Genomic DNA, 15,222 nt, shown 5'->3' with positions numbered 1-15,222 from the left:
TGGCGGCCATGCTCGGTTTAAAGCAGGTCGAAGTTCTGGAAATGCCGGAACATCTCGTACGTCGAGGATGTCGTGGCCACGGCGCCGAGCTGGCGGGCCTGGCCACCGTATTGCAGCTGTCCGCGTTGCCCGCTGAACACGATCACGGGAGTGTCCACGCCGAGGTCGCGTAGCTCGCGTAGCAGAGACAGCCCCGCATCCACGTGGTGCCGGTCCTCTTCTCTGCGGGCCATGTCCGAGACGATGAGCCGGTAGGGCCGCTCCGCGACTTCGGCGATCGCCTCGGCGGTGGTCGAGGCGGCGGTCACGCGGACCCCGTTGTCGCGGAGTTGCCCCACGAGCAGCGCGTGGTTCTCCGGCCGGTCGGCCACCCACAGAACCGCGAACGGCTCCGAGCCGGTGGGTGCCTGCACCGGGGGCAGCTCGGCGTCGACCTCGGCGGACTCCGGCGGTGCCTGCTCGGCGTGCTCGTGAGTCTCGTGGCTTTCCCGCCCGGCTGCGGGTGGTTCCGCCGTTTCCGCGAGAGCACGCTCGCGCTCGTCGAGTTTCTTGCTCACCGTGCTCAACTGGCGCTGCAGATCCTGAATCATCTCGTTCTGCTGGTCGTTGAGCTCGTGCAGGGTCAGTCGCTGACCACCGATGTCGAACTCCAGCTCGCGTTTCTCGGCAGTGTGCAGCACCCGGCCGATCGCACGTCGGAAGACGAGCAGCACCATCAGCATGAGCAGCGGCCACAGGAGTGTGGCAATCGCGGTAATCAACTCGGGCATCGCCGCTCCACTGCTCGCCGGATCGGGTGCGATCCTGTAGCTTACCCGCAGTGATCAAGCGGATGTGCCGCGTGAGCGGAGTTCTTCGGAGAAGAAACCCCGCTCACGCTGTGGAACCGCTGCTTCAGGAACGGTCGAACTCCCGTGCGGCAAGTGCGCGAACGATGCCCGCACGTCCTTCGGAGACCAGCCGACGCAGCGCAGGCGGATGCTCGCCCGCGAGCCACGCGTCGGCGGCCTCCACCGTCTCCGACTCGACCGCCCAGGAGGGGAACAGCCCGATGACGGTCGGCTGGGCACGCTCGCTGGAGCGGCGCTGCCATACCTCGTCGATCTCGTCGAAGTAGCGCTGCACGTATCCCGAGAGCAGCTCCCGCTGGGCGGGGTGCTGGAACCCGGAGATGATGGACTCGTTCACCGCGTTGGGCAGTTCGTCGTCATGGACGGCGCGCTGCCACGCCTTCTCCTTGGCCGCCGCGGTCGGAATCAGTGCCCGTGCGCGCTCCGCGCGGCGCTGTCCGGTTGCCGTCGGGTCATTCGCCAGTTCCCGGTCGATCTCGGTTTCCTCGGCCGCACCATGTGCCACCAGCGCCTCCAGGAGTCGCCAGCGCAGGTCGGTGTCGACGACCAAGCCCTTCAGGGGGGCGGAGCCGTCCAGCCAACCGCGCAGCACCCCTACCGTCGCCTCGTCGAGTACGGCACCGGTCAGCGCGTTGACGAGCGCGAGCTGGTGGTCCGAACCGGGCTCGGCGGCGTGGGCGAGTTCCAGGACACGCGTGGTGTAGCGCTGCCAGCCCTCCGGCTGCCACGCCGGGTCGGCGTAGGAGGCCAGTGCGGTCTGGGTCTGCAGCAGCAGCCGCTGAACCACGCCGATCTCGGTTTCCGCGCCGATGCCGTCGGCGGCCGTTCGCCCCAGTACCAGGCTGGCGAAGTCGCGGGCCTTCAGCTCGGCCTCGCGGGTCATTTCCCACGCCGTGGACCAGCACAGCGCACGGGGCAGCGATTGCTCGATGTCGCCGATGCGGTTGATCAGCGTCGCCAGCGAGTCCGGGTCCAGGCGCAGCGTGCAGTAGGTGAGGTCGTCGTCGTTGACCAGCACCAGCTTGCCCGCGTCGACACCGACGAGATCCGGGACCTCGGTGCGTTCCCCGTCGACGTCGAGTTCGACGCGGTGGGTCCGCACCAGCTTGCCCGTGGCGGGATCGTCGTCGTACACGCCGATGGCCAGGCGGTGCGTGCGGTACTCGCCTTCACCGGGACGGGCCGGGCTCTGGATGATCGAGAACTCGGTGAACCGCCCCTCGGAATCGGTGGCCGGTTTCGGCCGCAGCATGTTCAGCCCGCTGGTCTGCAGCCACTGCGCGCTCCACCACGACAGGTCCCGGCCGGAAGCCTGCTCCAGAGCGGTCAGCAGATCGTTCAGCGTGGCATTGCCCCAGGCGTGGCGATCGAAATACACCTTCAGCCCGGACAGGAAGTTCTCCAGTCCGACATAGGCGACGAGCTGTTTGAGCACCGAGGCGCCCTTGGCGTAGGTGATGCCGTCGAAGTTGACCTCGACCGCCTGCAGGTCCTCGATGTCGGCGGCCACCGGATGCGTGGACGGGAGCTGGTCCTGTCGGTATGCCCAGGACTTCTCGACATTGGCGAAGGTGGTCCAGCCGTGCGTGTACTGGGTGGCCGAGACCTGTGCCAGCACACTCGCCCAGGTGGCGAAGGACTCGTTGAGCCACAGGTCGTCCCACCAGCGCATCGTGACCAGGTCGCCGAACCACATGTGCGCCATCTCGTGCAGCACGACCTCGGCGCGCTGTTCGTAGAGATACCCGGTGACTCGCGAGCGGAACACGAAGTCCTCGCGGAAGGTCACGCATCCCGCGTTCTCCATGGCTCCCGCGTTGAACTCGGGCACGAAGCACTGGTCGTACTTGTCGAACGGGTACGGCACGCCGAACGCTTCTTGGTAGAAGCCGAATCCCTGCTTGGTCTCGGTGAACACACGTTCGGCGTCGAGGTGTTCGGCCAGCGACGCGCGGCAGTACAGCCCCAGGGGAATCTCCTGCCGGCCGTTCTTCCCACCGAAGACGTCCCGCCACTCCGCATAGGGTCCTGCCACCAGTGCGACCAGATAGGTCGACATGGGCGGTGTCGTGGCGAACACGTGCCGCCGGACATCCTGTGCAGAGGTGCCGTGCGATCCGGTCGTGACCTCGGCAGGGGAGTTGGACACGACCTTCCACGCGGCCGGTGCGGTCACCGTGAGCTGGTAGGTGGCCTTGAGATCGGGCTGGTCGAAGCAGGTGAACATGCGCTTGGCATCGGCCGTCTCGAACTGGCTGTACAGGTACACGCCACCGTCGACGGGGTCGATGAAGCGGTGCAGGCCCTCACCGGTGTTGGTGTACTCGCAGTCGGCGTGCACGACGAGTTCGTTCTGCGCGGCAAGATCCGGCAGTACGAGGCCCTGGGACTCCTCGTATCCCGAGACGTCCAGTTCGGCCCCGTTGAGAACGGCGCTGTGCACGCGCGCGGCCACCAGGTCGATCCAGGTTGTGGCGCCCACGTGCGCACTGCGGAACTGCACCCTGGTGGTGGAGCCGAAGGTCTCCACCTCGTGCCCGCTCGCGCCGTCGGACAGGTCCAGATCAATCACATACGACTGGACCGTAAGCAGCTCGGCGCGCTGCTCGGCCTGCTGGCGGGTGAGATTCGGCGGGGCCACGGATCACCTCGTTGATCGTCGATCGATGCCGGTTCCTCGGCGTCGCATTGGCAAGGATGCAGGCATCCAATCACGTATCCGCCCGCTCGCGCGCCCGGGCGGCCGGAGTTGATCGTGTGTCGTCGTGTTCGGGAAGACACGGGAGGGGTTGCGGGTTGTTCCGGAAAAGGACGCAGTCCTGTACCGGCCGAACCCGGTCGGCCCGAACCCGGTCGGCCCGAACCCGGTCGGCCCGAACCCGATCGGCAACGTCGAGGGAGATCCGAAATGACCGCTACCGACCACACGCCGAGGGTCGACTTCTACTTCGATCCCATCTGCCCGTTCGCCTGGGTGTCGTCGCGTTGGATCCTGGAGGTGCAGCAGGTCCGTGACATCGACCTGCACTTCCGTGTGATGAGTCTGTCCGTGCTCAACGAGGGTCGTGACATGCCCGAGGAGTACCAGGAGATGATGAGCGCGGCGTGGAAGCCGGTGCGGGTGGCGATCGCCGCTGCCAAGTACCACGGTGAGGAGGTGCTTGCACCGCTGTACACGGCGATGGGGACGCGGATCCACAACGAGGGCAACCGGGACTTCGACCAGGTCATTTCCGACTCGCTGGCCGAGGTGGAGCTGCCGGAATCCTTGGCCAAGGCCGCGAACAGCGAGGACTACGACGAGGAACTCCGGGCCAGTCATCATGCCGGAATGGATCCGGTCGGTGACGAGGTCGGCACCCCGACCATCCACGTCGACGGGGTGGCCTTCTTCGGCCCGATCACCACGCGGATCCCGCGCGGCGAGGAAGCGGGCAAGCTCTTCGACGGCGCGCGGATGATGGCCGAGTACCCGTACTTCTTCGAGCTCAAGCGCACCCGCACCGAGGCGCCGCAGTTCGACTGAGCCGGGTCCTCGGGTGGGCGACTTTCACGAATTTCAGGAAAGCCGCCCACCCGGGGATGTGGTGAACCGGTGCGTGACCCCGGGACGCTGTGGCAGGCTTTCGCCGATCGGACGTTCCACTGCCTTGGAGGCTCCATGCCGACTCCGGCTCCCCCTCGTACCGAGCACGTCATCGGCGGCGACTACGTCGAGGGTTCCGGTGAGCGCATCGAGGTCGTCAATCCGGCTACCGAGCAGGTGATCGCCTCGGTACCCGCCGGAATACGCTCCGATGTGGATGCTGCGGTGGGGGCGGCCCGGGAGGCGTTCGACGGTTGGGCCGCCACGTCGGTGGCCGAGCGTTCGGCTGTCGTGCGGCGGATCTCCGAGGGCATCGCCGCGCGCAAGGAGCGGATCGCGGCCACGATCACCGCCGAGATGGGCGCTCCGATCACTTTCGCCACGCAGGTGCAGGCGAGTGTTCCGGTGGCCACCTCCGCCGGGATCGCCGATCTGCTCGATGCGGGTTACGAGTGGACCGAGGAGACGGGCAACTCGCTGATCGTGCGCGAGCCGATCGGTGTGGTCGCCGCGATCACGCCGTGGAACTATCCCCTGCACCAGGTCGTGGCCAAGGTGGCGCCTGCCCTGGCCGCAGGATGCACCGTCGTGCTCAAGCCGAGCGAGGTCGCACCCCTGACGGCGTCGATCTTCGCCGAAATCGTCGCCGAAGCCGGGGTGCCGACGGGCGTGTTCAATCTCGTGCACGGGACGGGGCCCGTGGTGGGCGAGGCCCTGGCCGAGCACCACGATGTCGACATGGTCTCGCTCACGGGATCGACCCGAGCCGGTCGACGGGTCTCGGCCGTCGCCTCGGAGACCATCAAACGGGTGGCCCTGGAGCTGGGTGGCAAGTCGGCCAACGTGGTGCTCGACGATGCCGATCTGACCAAGGCCGTGAAGCTCGGTGTGGCCGGCTGCCTGCCCAACGGTGGCCAGAGCTGCAATGCGCTGACCCGGATGCTGGTGCCGGAGTCGCGCTACGACGAGGCCCTGGAGCTCGCGGTCTCCGCGGTCGGCAAGTACCCGGTCGGCGATCCGACCGACGAGAGCACGCGCGTCGGGCCGATGGTCAACGGTGCACAGCGTGATCGAGTCATGGACTACATCCGCAAGGGCGTCGCCGAAGGTGCGACGGTGGTCACCGGTGGGCCGGAGGCCCCCGAGGAGCTGGACAGCGGCTATTACGTGCGGCCCACCGTGTTCGGTGGTGTCAAGCCGGACATGACCATCGCACGTGAGGAGATCTTCGGGCCGGTGCTGTCGATCATGTCCTACGGCGACGAGGAGGAGGCGGTGCGCATCGCCAATGATTCCGAGTACGGCCTGGCGGGTGCGGTCTTCGGCTCCGAGGAGCGGGCGATGTCGGTCGCCCGGCGGCTGCGTACGGGTCAGGTCGCGGTCAACGGCGGAGCGTTCAACCCGGCCGCGCCGTTCGGCGGCTACAAGCAGTCCGGCAACGGACGCGAGTTCGGCCGGTTCGGTCTGGAGGAATTCCTCGAGGTCAAGTCCATCCAGCGCTGAGACGCGGGATACCGAGAATGATGCGGACATCGCGACACGGTTCGCAGTCCGGGCCTGTTCCGTTCAGCCGTCGGCCCGCGCGAGCGCTTCCCGGGTGGTTTCGGCGGGGTACGGAGAGCGGTGCAGTGCTTCGCTCTCGGTGCGTGATCCGGAGGTGACAGCGCGGCAGAGATCGGCGATCAGGGCGAGCTCGTCCCGTTGGCGGGCTGTGAAGTCGCGACCCACCGGGTCACCGTGCCCCGGCACGACCGTCCGCGGTCGCAGCCGCAGCACCTCCTCCACGGTGGAAGGCCATTCGAGCGGCAGAGAGTCCTCGAAGGCGGGCGGCGCACCTTGCTCGATCAGGTCACCGGCGAAGACCACCGCCGCATCCGGTACGTGCACCACCAGGTCGTGGTCGGTGTGCCCGCGACCCGGATGCCTCAACCGCACGAGCCGGCCACCCAGGTCGAGTTCGACCTCGTCACGCACTTCCCGATCGGCAACGACGGGCTCACTCGCTCCGAGAGCCTCGGCGGTTTCGCGCCGACCCTCCGCGAGGTAGTGCGTGACCCACTCGGCACGTTGGCTCTCGGTGGTTCGTCGCAGATGTGCCGCGTACCGCTCGTGTGCCCAGACGGGCGCGGGCAGGAACGCCGCCGTGCCGAAGCAGTGATCGAAGTGGGCATGCGTGATCGCCACCTGCCACGGCAGCGAGGTCACTCGCCGGGCGGCCTCGGCGAGCTCCGCACCCTGCACGGTGTCACCGCGCGTGTCGATCACGAGGGCTTGCTCACTACCGACGACGAGACCGACCGAGAGATCCAGCTCCGCATACCGCCGCACCAGCACACCGTCGGCGAGCTCGATCCAGTGCCCCATCCCCGTCACCTCCGGGGTTCCGGTTCGAAAGTGTCCCCGTGGAGCGGGGGAGCCACCGAGCTGCTGTCGACGTCGGCAGCCAGCTCGACATCGTGAGCGAAACCCCATGCCGCGAGCTCTCGGCCGGACGCACAGTCGGAAGTCATCACGGTCGAGCCTAACCAGGGTGTGCGTCCCGCGTGGGCCGTTTGACAGACTACTCGTGTGCGCGTCTACCTAGGCTCCGATCATGCCGGATTCGAACTCAAGAACCACTTCGTCAAGCGGTTGACCGATCTCGGTCACGAGGTCACCGACGTCGGCCCCAGTGTCTACGACGCCGAGGACGACTATCCGCCGTTCTGCATCGAGGCCGCTCGGCGTGTCGTCGCGGACGAGGGCAGTCTCGGCCTGGTCATCGGCGGCTCCGGCAACGGCGAGCAGATCGCAGCGAACAAGGTGCCCGGTGCTCGGGCGGCGCTCGCCTGGAACGTGGAGACCGCGAAGCTGTCCCGGCAGCACAACAATGCACTGCTGGTGAGCATCGGTGCGCGGATGCACACCGTCGAAGAGGCCGAGGAGATCGTCGATGTGTTCCTCGGTACCGGCTTCGAGGGCGGAAGGCACCAGCGCAGGATCGACATGCTTGCCGACTACGAGAGGACCGGCACGCCCCCGGCATTGCCCGATGCCTGAACTCGCAGGCCGAGGCCCATGTCCGAGTCACGAGCCCCGACCGCCTGGCTGCTGACGCCACTGCTGGCCTTCGGCGGCACGCTGCTCGGAGTTGCCGTGCTTTTCTTCGGGCAGACCGAGCTCGTCCCCGCCCTGGCCGGTGGCTACGGCGCCCTGTGCGGCGCGCCGGACTGCGCCCTCGGTGTCGGGATCCTGCTGATGGCCGGTGGCTTCCTCGCGCTGTGTGCCTCGATGATCGCGGGCATCGTGCTGGGGGTGCTGCATCGCCACGAGACGGCTCCTCGGATGGCCGCCCGTCGCGGTGTGTCGGCGTGCCTGTGGTGTCTGCTGGGCTATGCCGTGGCTTCCGTCCTCGTGTGGATTCTGGTGTAGCCACGCTCCGGCGCTCGATTACGCACGCGGATACGAAACAGAGTTGTGAGGTATGCCCGAGGGACACACCCTGCACCGGCTCGCCCGGCTGCATCACCGGAGATATGCGGGCACCGAAGTCCGGGTGCGCAGCCCGCAGGGGCGCTTCGCCGCTGACGCGTCGCTGGTGGACGGCTCCGTTCTCGAACGGGTCGAAGCCCACGGCAAGCATCTGCTGCACAGTTTCGGCCCCGACCGTGTCGTGCATGTCCATCTCGGGCTGTACGGGAAGTTCACCGAGGCCCCGGTGCCGATGGAGGAGCCACGCGGCAAGGTGCGGATGCGACTCGTCGGTTCGACGTACGGGACGGACCTGCGCGGACCGATCGCCTGCCAGTTGCTCACCGGTGCTGAGGTCGCGGCGCTGCGTTCGCGCCTGGGGCCCGATCCGCTGCGGGAAGATGCCGACCCCGAACGGGCCTGGGAGCGCCTTGCGCGTTCACGGACGAGTATCGCCGCACTGCTGATGGACCAGAAGGTGCTCGCGGGGGTCGGCAATGTGTACCGGGCCGAGGTGCTGTTCCGGCACGGCATCCCACCGCACACGCCCGGACGTGAGTTGGGGCGGGAACGCTGGCAGCTCGTCTGGAGCGATCTCGTCGAGTTGATGGCCGGAGGAGTGCGCAGCGGGCGTATCGACACGGTGCGGCCGGAACACGAGCCGGAGGTGATGGGACGGGCGCCCCGGCAGGACCGGCACGGCGGTGAAGTCTACGTCTACCGTCGTGCCGGGCAGCCGTGTCTGGTGTGCGCCACTCCCGTGCTGACGGCCGACCTGAGCGGACGCAACCTCTACTGGTGCCCCTCCTGCCAGCAGTAGCTGTGCAGTTTCGCGCGAAACCGCACGTTTATAAAAATGCAGTTTCGCGCGAAACTGCAAAAATCTCACCGGCACCGAGGGGTCAGAAGCCGCCGATGTCGAAGCCGCCCAGGTCGAAACCACCACCGCCCATGTCGCCGCCGCCCATGTCTCCCATGTCGCCGCCGTCACCGCCCATGTCGCCGCCGTCGCCCATGTCACCGGCGTCGCCCTCGGGGAACTCCTCGGGGGACGCGGCCGCGGCGGGCACCCCGGCCATGCCGCCGAACAGGGCGCCCATCAGCATGAACGAGCCGAAGCCCCACGCACCCGCCACGAGTGCGGGCTTCCACCACGGCTCGCTGTACCAGCCCCGGGGTACCGGCCGCCCGGCGACTCTGCCGCCGGGATAGTAGTGCGGGGTCTGCTCGGTGGGGTGCGGCGAGGCGACCTGGTGCTGTCCCTCCACGTCGACCTCGCGGTATTCGGTGACCGCGCCCGCACCGCGCTGGCCCACCAGATCGGGCAGTTCCGGGCCGGGGTCCATGTCCATCGCGACGCGCGCGGCTCGGACGTAGTACAGGCCTTCCAGCGCGGTCTGCGTGGTCAGGCGGCACTTCTCGGGGGTATCGGCCTGCTCCATCTGCGAGCCTGCGGCGTTGTGCCGCTCCGAGGCATCGGCGAGGGCTTGCTTGGCGGCCTCGTTGGTGCCGATGAGGTTCAGGACCTGACCGCCGAGGCGCTCCACCCAGCGGCGTGCCTCGGCCTTGGCGTCGTCGAGATCACGCTGTTTGGCCGCGGCGCGGTACTGGTACCACCACACGGCGCCACCGATGAGGAGGACGAGGATCACGATGAGAGCGACTGCGGTACCCATGGTTCCTCCCGCGCTACCGCTGGTGCGGCGATGCTGCCGCGACCACAACTCCGACGTCTCCGACAGTACTCTTTCGTGGGACGAATACCTTCAGAAACCTTCCGGACAGTGCGGTGCGTGCTCGGTGGTGAAGGCGCGCGAAGCGGGCAGCAGCGAACCCGCGCCGAGTTCGGTGATCCGGCCGGCACGAGCCAACGCCGCGAGGGTGGTGTCTCCCAGGTATGCGGCGGCGAGGTCGCTCACGTCCAGTGCGAGTTCGGCGGAGTCCTCCGTCGGGGAGACCTCGGCGACACCGTCGAGGCCGATACGCAGGCGCCTGCGCCCGGCGTTCCAGGGGCAGAAGTCGTCGGTGATCTCGAGGACCGTGTCCAGCGGCGCCGAGTAGCGGCGTGCCCGCAGCGCCCGGTCCACGTCCACCAGTCGTACCCACAGCCCGTCCTTCATCCGCCGCCGCGCCAGCCGGGGGTTGGCGAGCAGGTTCGTGACCGGCTCGTCCACTGCCGCTTTGTCCCAGGTCACCTCGCTGACCAGGGAGAGGTCGAGCAGGTAGCGCCAGAGCGCCGCGTAGGCCTGCGGGGTGGTCCCCGCAACTTCCTGCACGTGGAGTTCGTAGGCGGGTCCGCGCTCGTTCCACCTGGTCTTCGGCCGGTACAGCGCGTAACCGTCGGGATGGAGCGCATAGCGGAGCGCGCCCTTGTCGTCCCGATTCGCCTGGTCATTGGCGACCCGAATGTGCCATGCGCCGTCGTCACGGGAGAGCCATCCGATGCGCTGCCCCGCCACCGATGGGTAGAGCTCCTGCATGAACTCCAAGCCCCGCTTGCGTTCGACCTCCCGAACCGGGCGCTGATCGATCTCCACCGTTCGGAGGAACGGGGCTCCGTGGGGGAGGGAGAGCCGCATTTCGTGGGAGCCGACCCCGTACCCGTAACGGCCGTAGAGGCCGCCCTCGGAGGCGTACAACGCCGCCACCGGTTCGGAACCCGACTCGTACAGTCCGTCCAGTTGCGCGCGCATGAGGATCTTCAGCACCCCGCGTCGACGATGTCCCGGTTGCACTCCGACCGTCGTGACCGCCGCCAGCGGATGCCGGATCCGCCCCGGCAGCGTGATCTCCGGGGAGAGCATGCAGGCCACGCCGATGAGCTCGTCACCGTCGAAGACACCGTGCGCGCGATCGGGGTCGAACACGTCCCGGACCTGTTCGCGGAAATGTTCGCGCCGGTCCTCCATGAACGATGCGGCGAACACGTTGTAGTAGCGCTCGAAGTCCTCGTGGCTGAGGGAGTGCACGGTCAACGTCGGGTCGGCCATGCCCCGTTCCTACCGCCGAGCCGGGACGGACGCGACGATTTGCCGCCTCAGCCGCCGAAGCTCACCCGGTCGAGTGTCTCCCATTCACTGGAGGCGTGATCGCGAGTGAGTGTGACCAGTGATACGGACGGAACCCGAACCGTGGCAGGTTCGACGATGGTGGCTGCGAGCGTGGCCGCGGCGAAGGCGGCCGGGCCGTCCGCCGTGGGGTGGGCGAGACTGACGTGCTGGTCGGTTTCCTCGGGCTCCCCGGGCAGCGCCGATTCGGTGATCACCTCGGCACTGGCCGCGCGCAGGGCCGAGCGCAGCTCGGACAGCGCGGACTGCGGTTCGGCGGGCAGCGCCAGCGACTCGGGGAGCACGACCCCGTCGTGAAACGTCAGTGCCGGCGGGGCGACGGAGGCCAGCCGGGTGCGCGCGGCATCGAGCAGAGCTTCGGTGCTGCCTGCAGGCACCTCGTCGGTGAATCCGACGTCCTGCAGGAGGATGTGCATCCATTCCAGCGGCACGGGGTCGAAGCCGGGCAGGTCCCGCAGCGCGTACTGGTACTGGTTGGCCAGCTCCCGGAGCCCGGGCTGATCACCGAGCGGGAGTAGCCAGGCGTAACTGGTGCGCCCCGGGGCCCACCCCGGACGCCAGCGTGCATGGTTGCGGACCTGGTCGGCGTGCGGCATCTCGGTCATTCTTCGAATAGCGCCCTTCGCATCGTGCCCGTCTCCGGCAGCGGGCTCGTGGAAATAGTGCCTGTGGATCTCGACTCCTGCCACGGCCCCCTGCCATGGCCTCCTGCCACGATGTCCCATGCTCCGGATGCGGGCCGGACCGAGCTTTCGCGCGTGGCCATCGTCACCTGCGCTCGTCGGCCCGCTCGGTCATGAACGAGTCTCGTCGAGCGTGTCGGCGGCCCGATGAGGGTGGTTGCGATCGAGGGTCGCGGCCGCATCGGAGTCGCGCACCCACGCGGTCAGCAGCAGCCCCAGCACACCGAACACCGTGCTGACCAGGAAGGCACCTCGGAACGCCTGCATCCGGGCCTGGACGAGCTGGGCGGGAACGGCCGGGTCCGCGCTTGCCAGCCCGGCATTGGTGAGCATGACCAGCACACTGGCGACGACCGCCGTGCCGAGCGCGGTGGCCACCTGCCTGCTGACGTTGAACATCGAGGTCGCGTGCCCCATCGATGCCGGTGAGGTGCGGGCGAACGTGGCGGTCTGCAGCGGAGTCATCAACAACCCCATGGCCACGCCCTGCACGACCAGGACGGCGACGATGAACCACAACGACATGCTCGGGGTGAGCAGTTGCATGGCGAGGCCGATGCTGCTCAGCAGCAGGAAGCCGACGGCGATCGGTCGCTTCGGGCCGATCCGCCCGTACACCCGGGAGACGACCTGGGTCACCAGCAGCATGGTCAGTGCCTGCGGCATCAGTACCGCACCGGTGAGCATGGGCGTGATGCCGCGCAGATTCTGCAGGTACAGCGGCAGCAGGAACAGCATGCTGAACATCGCCACGGTCTGGCACAGCAGGAGACCGTTGCCGAGACCGAACAACCGGCTGCCGAGCAGGCGCAGGTTCAGCATCGGTTCGGCGATGCTGAGTTCCCGCCAGGTGAGTCCGCCGACGAGCAGTACGGCAGTGCCCAGAATCAACCAGACCTGCGGCGCCGACCATCCCAGACGGGAGGCCTCGTCGAGCCCGAACAGCAGGGTGGCCAGCCCGGAACCGGCGAGCAGGAATCCCGGCAGGTCGAACCTGCCGGGGTGATCGCGGTACTCCTCCCGGAGGAACAGGAACGTGAACAGCAGGGCCAGGGCACCGACCGGCACATTGATGAAGAAGATCCAGCGCCAGCTCGCGTACTGCACCAGCACGCCGCCGATGAACGGACCGAGCATGGGGGCGACGGTGATCGGAATCGCCAGGATGGCCGAGGCTTTCGCGCGCTCGTGTGCAGGGAACGCGCGGAAGAGCATGGCCTGACCGACGGGGACGAGCATGCCGCCCCCGACGCCCTGCAGTATGCGTGCGGCGATGAGCATCCCGATGCTCTGTGCCATTCCACACAGGACCGAGGCGAGTGTGAAAATGATCACGGCGAACTGGAAGGTTCGTTTGCTGCCGAACCGGTCGGCGATCCAGCCGGACGAGGGGATGAACACCGCGAGGCTGATCATGTATCCGGTCAGGACCCACTGCAGGGTGCCCGCTTCGATGCCGAACTCGTCGCCCAGACGCGCCAGCGCGACGTTGAGAATGGTCATGTCCAGGATCTGCATGATGAGACCGAGCACGAAGGTGATGCCGACCAGCCACTTGTATTCCGGCAGCATGCCTTCGAGTCGTCGCAAACCGAAACTCTCCGTCCGCTCTCGGGTGGGGCCTGCCGTGGCGGGTGCGTCGAGTCCGAAAGGCGCGCCGGGACTTTTCCGGTGGACGCACAAGACTCCCCAGCATGCGCCCGTTCGCGGGCGCGAGCCAAGCGATTTCCGGCGACCGGAGCATGGCACTGGTCACACAGGAAGACCGGGCACACACGAAAACGGCCGCCCGCCCGGGCGGCCGTTTTCTGGCGAGTTCATGCTCGCCTCGGAGCGGGTGACGGGAATCGAACCCGCATGACCAGCTTGGAAGGCTGGGGCTCTGCCATTGAGCTACACCCGCGTGCGGCGTCGCGCATGACACCATACCGCATGGATCATCCCCGCCGGAACACCACCGTGCGGAAACGCTCCCACGGAGAACGTGGCCGCGGAGAAGCTACCACAGCAGCCATTGCATGGCTGCTGCAGGGTGTCATGTCGACCGCGTATGACCAAGCCTAACCGGTCGCGATAGGGTGCTCGCAACGGACCCGGGCTTACGGGTTCACGACGGGGTGTGGCGCAGCTTGGTAGCGCACTCGCTTTGGGTGCGAGGGGCCGTGGGTTCAAATCCCGCCACCCCGACGCCGGAGCCGGTCGCCTGCGACAAAGCGGGTGACCGGCGCCAACCGGCATCCGACGCTAACGGGGCACGGCGGCGTCGGCGATGAAGGAGATGTGCATACCTCAACCGAGAGGACTCCTGTTCTCCCGTCACGCCCGCACACATCGGCCGTGGTGGTGATCGCATTGCTGGCAACCGCCGCGGTGCTGCTGATCGGTGTCTCGATGCTTGTGGAGCGCCCCGTCCCCGCGAATCCGGGCGGTGAGGTCGCCCCGGCCGTCACTCCCGTCCGTCTCAGCGTCCCCCGATAGCACGATCCCGGTCGGAGAGGAGAAGGATCAGGGCAGCTCGGAGACGTCTCCGGCGCCCCAGGTGACCGGTCGGATGGCCGACTTCCCGCAGCTGTTCGGTCTGGGGGGATCGAGGGTCCTCCGCTGCACGGCCACCGCCCATTGCCTGCCGTCCCGATGTGCGATCCGCACTCGTCCTTCCGCCTCGCTCGGGGCCGGATCCCGCACCCACAGAGCATCGGCCAGGTACTCGCCCGCGTGCTCGCGTACGGCGAGTTCGGCGGCCTGACCTGCGCCGTCCCAGCACGAGCGACCCCGGCAGTGGTCGGTGACGACCTTGTCCGCACACGCCGCCGACAGGACCGCATCGGCATGCCGGGCGTCCAGACGCCCGTAGGTGTACCCGCTGGGAAGCAGCACGGCGGCGGGGGCGAACCGGTGTCCGCCGGTGTGCGTGGTCTCCCACAGCGCGCCGTCATGGCGACCCGCGAGTTCCTCGATCAGCGCACGGCCCCGGACTGCGCAGCACTGGTCCCGCTTGCCATTGGTGCAGACGAGCAGCACGGGATCGGTGACCGCATCACCCCAGTGATCGTGCTTGCCGTCCGCGAGTCGGTCGAAGTCCAGGGCGAGCAGCTCGGACGGATCCGTCGATTCCGCCGTGCGCAGCCAACTCGCCCCCGGCCGGGTGTGCGCCAGGTAGATCCGACGGCTTCCGCCGTCACCGGCGTCCGGATGTCGCCCGGGGCGCCGGATCAGCTGTACGCGAACACCGCTGGAGTCCGCCCGCTCGGCCAGGGCGGCTCCCAGCTCGGCGTCGAGGTGACTCTGCGTCAGCGCATCGCGTCCCCACGGGCCGTGCTGCTCCAGGCACAGCCACGTATCGGCCGCCGCGGCCGTGCCCGCGAGCGGCTCGCCCAGGGCCACGGACAGCGCCGCGCACCTGCTTGCGCCGGTGGTTTCGGTGGAGCACTTATGCACTCCTCCACCTCAACACGGCCGCGGCGAGCGGACATCCTCGCCCGTCGCCCCGCAGTCCTCGGGCGTTCACGCACGCATGGGAAGATGTACGGGGAATATGCATGACCCGAGACGGGGTACTCGGAGCTCACGCAATAGACTCAGAG

The 15,222-nt window shown here is 68.0% G+C and carries 14 protein-coding genes and 2 tRNA genes; 7 read left to right on the top strand and 9 right to left on the bottom strand.

What is annotated here, in order from left to right; all coding sequences use genetic code 11:
- Nucleotides 1–17 precede the first annotated feature (17 nt).
- On the bottom strand, nt 18–770 hold the full coding sequence (locus JOF55_RS05995) for a response regulator (protein WP_310270784.1): 753 nt from the start codon (nt 768–770) through the stop codon (nt 18–20).
- A gap of 124 nt (nt 771–894) precedes the next feature.
- The gene (gene pepN / locus JOF55_RS05990) at nt 895–3,492 is read right to left on the bottom strand and encodes an aminopeptidase N (protein ID WP_310270781.1); all 2,598 of its coding nucleotides are present in this window, start codon (nt 3,490–3,492) and stop codon (nt 895–897) included.
- A 267-nt stretch (nt 3,493–3,759) separates the two neighbouring features.
- Here pepN and JOF55_RS05985 point away from each other — a divergent pair, with 267 nt between their 5' ends.
- Entirely contained in the window at nt 3,760–4,377 is a 618-nt protein-coding gene (locus JOF55_RS05985; RefSeq protein WP_310270779.1) for a mycothiol-dependent nitroreductase Rv2466c family protein, read from the top strand.
- A 135-nt stretch (nt 4,378–4,512) separates the two neighbouring features.
- Complete coding sequence (locus JOF55_RS05980; protein ID WP_310270776.1) at nt 4,513–5,940, top strand: aldehyde dehydrogenase family protein; 1,428 nt, start codon at nt 4,513–4,515, stop codon at nt 5,938–5,940.
- A gap of 63 nt (nt 5,941–6,003) precedes the next feature.
- Here the strand turns inward: JOF55_RS05980 and JOF55_RS05975 are convergent, their stop codons facing one another.
- Entirely contained in the window at nt 6,004–6,801 is a 798-nt protein-coding gene (locus JOF55_RS05975; RefSeq protein WP_310270773.1) for an MBL fold metallo-hydrolase, read from the bottom strand.
- Nucleotides 6,802–7,005: 204 nt separating this feature from the next.
- On the opposite strand from JOF55_RS05975, the gene JOF55_RS05970 reads away from it, so the two are divergent.
- Genes JOF55_RS05970 through JOF55_RS05960 form a run of 3 tightly spaced genes read left to right on the top strand, consistent with a single transcriptional unit; the run spans nt 7,006 to nt 8,707 of the window.
- Entirely contained in the window at nt 7,006–7,476 is a 471-nt protein-coding gene (locus JOF55_RS05970) for a ribose-5-phosphate isomerase (protein WP_310270771.1), read from the top strand.
- An 18-nt stretch (nt 7,477–7,494) separates the two neighbouring features.
- Nucleotides 7,495–7,848 (top strand): hypothetical protein, encoded by a 354-nt coding sequence (locus JOF55_RS05965; RefSeq protein ID WP_310270769.1) that lies wholly within the window; start codon nt 7,495–7,497, stop codon nt 7,846–7,848.
- A gap of 52 nt (nt 7,849–7,900) precedes the next feature.
- Complete coding sequence (locus tag JOF55_RS05960) at nt 7,901–8,707, top strand: Fpg/Nei family DNA glycosylase (RefSeq protein WP_310270767.1); 807 nt, start codon at nt 7,901–7,903, stop codon at nt 8,705–8,707.
- Between the two features lie 82 nt (nt 8,708–8,789).
- On the opposite strand, the gene JOF55_RS05955 is transcribed toward JOF55_RS05960, so the two are convergent.
- The 5 genes from JOF55_RS05955 to JOF55_RS05935 all read right to left on the bottom strand — a co-directional run bounded on the left by JOF55_RS05955 (nt 8,790) and on the right by JOF55_RS05935 (nt 13,541).
- Nucleotides 8,790–9,563 carry a hypothetical protein gene (locus JOF55_RS05955; protein ID WP_310270763.1) on the bottom strand — a complete coding sequence of 258 codons (774 nt, stop codon included), beginning with the start codon at nt 9,561–9,563 and terminating at the stop codon, nt 8,790–8,792.
- Between the two features lie 90 nt (nt 9,564–9,653).
- Complete coding sequence (locus JOF55_RS05950; RefSeq protein ID WP_310270760.1) at nt 9,654–10,877, bottom strand: GNAT family N-acetyltransferase; 1,224 nt, start codon at nt 10,875–10,877, stop codon at nt 9,654–9,656.
- 47 nt (nt 10,878–10,924) lie between these two features.
- Nucleotides 10,925–11,560 (bottom strand): 2'-5' RNA ligase family protein, encoded by a 636-nt coding sequence (locus JOF55_RS05945; protein ID WP_310270756.1) that lies wholly within the window; start codon nt 11,558–11,560, stop codon nt 10,925–10,927.
- 189 nt (nt 11,561–11,749) lie between these two features.
- Nucleotides 11,750–13,228: an MDR family MFS transporter gene (locus JOF55_RS05940; RefSeq protein ID WP_310270754.1), complete on the bottom strand. Its 1,479-nt coding sequence runs from the start codon at nt 13,226–13,228 to the stop codon at nt 11,750–11,752.
- 242 nt (nt 13,229–13,470) lie between these two features.
- A tRNA-Gly gene (locus JOF55_RS05935) sits at nt 13,471–13,541 on the bottom strand.
- A gap of 210 nt (nt 13,542–13,751) precedes the next feature.
- On the opposite strand from JOF55_RS05935, the gene JOF55_RS05930 reads away from it, so the two are divergent.
- Both JOF55_RS05930 and JOF55_RS05925 read left to right on the top strand, forming a co-directional pair.
- A tRNA-Pro gene (locus JOF55_RS05930) sits at nt 13,752–13,825 on the top strand.
- A gap of 150 nt (nt 13,826–13,975) precedes the next feature.
- Nucleotides 13,976–14,116, top strand: coding sequence for a hypothetical protein (locus JOF55_RS05925; RefSeq protein ID WP_310270752.1), 141 nt, complete (start codon nt 13,976–13,978; stop codon nt 14,114–14,116).
- Nucleotides 14,117–14,143: 27 nt separating this feature from the next.
- On the opposite strand, the gene JOF55_RS05920 is transcribed toward JOF55_RS05925, so the two are convergent.
- Entirely contained in the window at nt 14,144–15,076 is a 933-nt protein-coding gene (locus JOF55_RS05920) for a ferredoxin family protein (protein ID WP_310270750.1), read from the bottom strand.
- Nucleotides 15,077–15,222: the final 146 nt, after the last annotated feature.

This window comes from Haloactinomyces albus, from assembly GCF_031458135.1.
GTDB lineage: Bacteria > Actinomycetota > Actinomycetes > Mycobacteriales > Pseudonocardiaceae > Haloactinomyces > Haloactinomyces albus.
Note: the sequence above shows the minus strand (reverse complement) of the source record. Positions and strands in the feature narration are given on the sequence as shown.

Bases quoted from the DNA above. Each gene is read 5' to 3' on its own strand.
- JOF55_RS05995 (WP_310270784.1), bottom strand. From the start codon at position 770: ATGCCCGAGTTGATTACCGCGATTGCCACACTCCTGTGGCCGCTGCTC.
- JOF55_RS05985 (WP_310270779.1), top strand. From the start codon at position 3,760: ATGACCGCTACCGACCACACGCCGAGGGTCGACTTCTACTTCGATCCC.
- JOF55_RS05980 (WP_310270776.1), top strand. From the start codon at position 4,513: ATGCCGACTCCGGCTCCCCCTCGTACCGAGCACGTCATCGGCGGCGAC.
- JOF55_RS05975 (WP_310270773.1), bottom strand. From the start codon at position 6,801: ATGGGGCACTGGATCGAGCTCGCCGACGGTGTGCTGGTGCGGCGGTAT.
- JOF55_RS05965 (WP_310270769.1), top strand. From the start codon at position 7,495: ATGTCCGAGTCACGAGCCCCGACCGCCTGGCTGCTGACGCCACTGCTG.
- JOF55_RS05960 (WP_310270767.1), top strand. From the start codon at position 7,901: ATGCCCGAGGGACACACCCTGCACCGGCTCGCCCGGCTGCATCACCGG.
- JOF55_RS05955 (WP_310270763.1), bottom strand. From the start codon at position 9,563: ATGGGTACCGCAGTCGCTCTCATCGTGATCCTCGTCCTCCTCATCGGT.
- JOF55_RS05950 (WP_310270760.1), bottom strand. From the start codon at position 10,877: ATGGCCGACCCGACGTTGACCGTGCACTCCCTCAGCCACGAGGACTTC.
- JOF55_RS05945 (WP_310270756.1), bottom strand. From the start codon at position 11,560: ATGACCGAGATGCCGCACGCCGACCAGGTCCGCAACCATGCACGCTGG.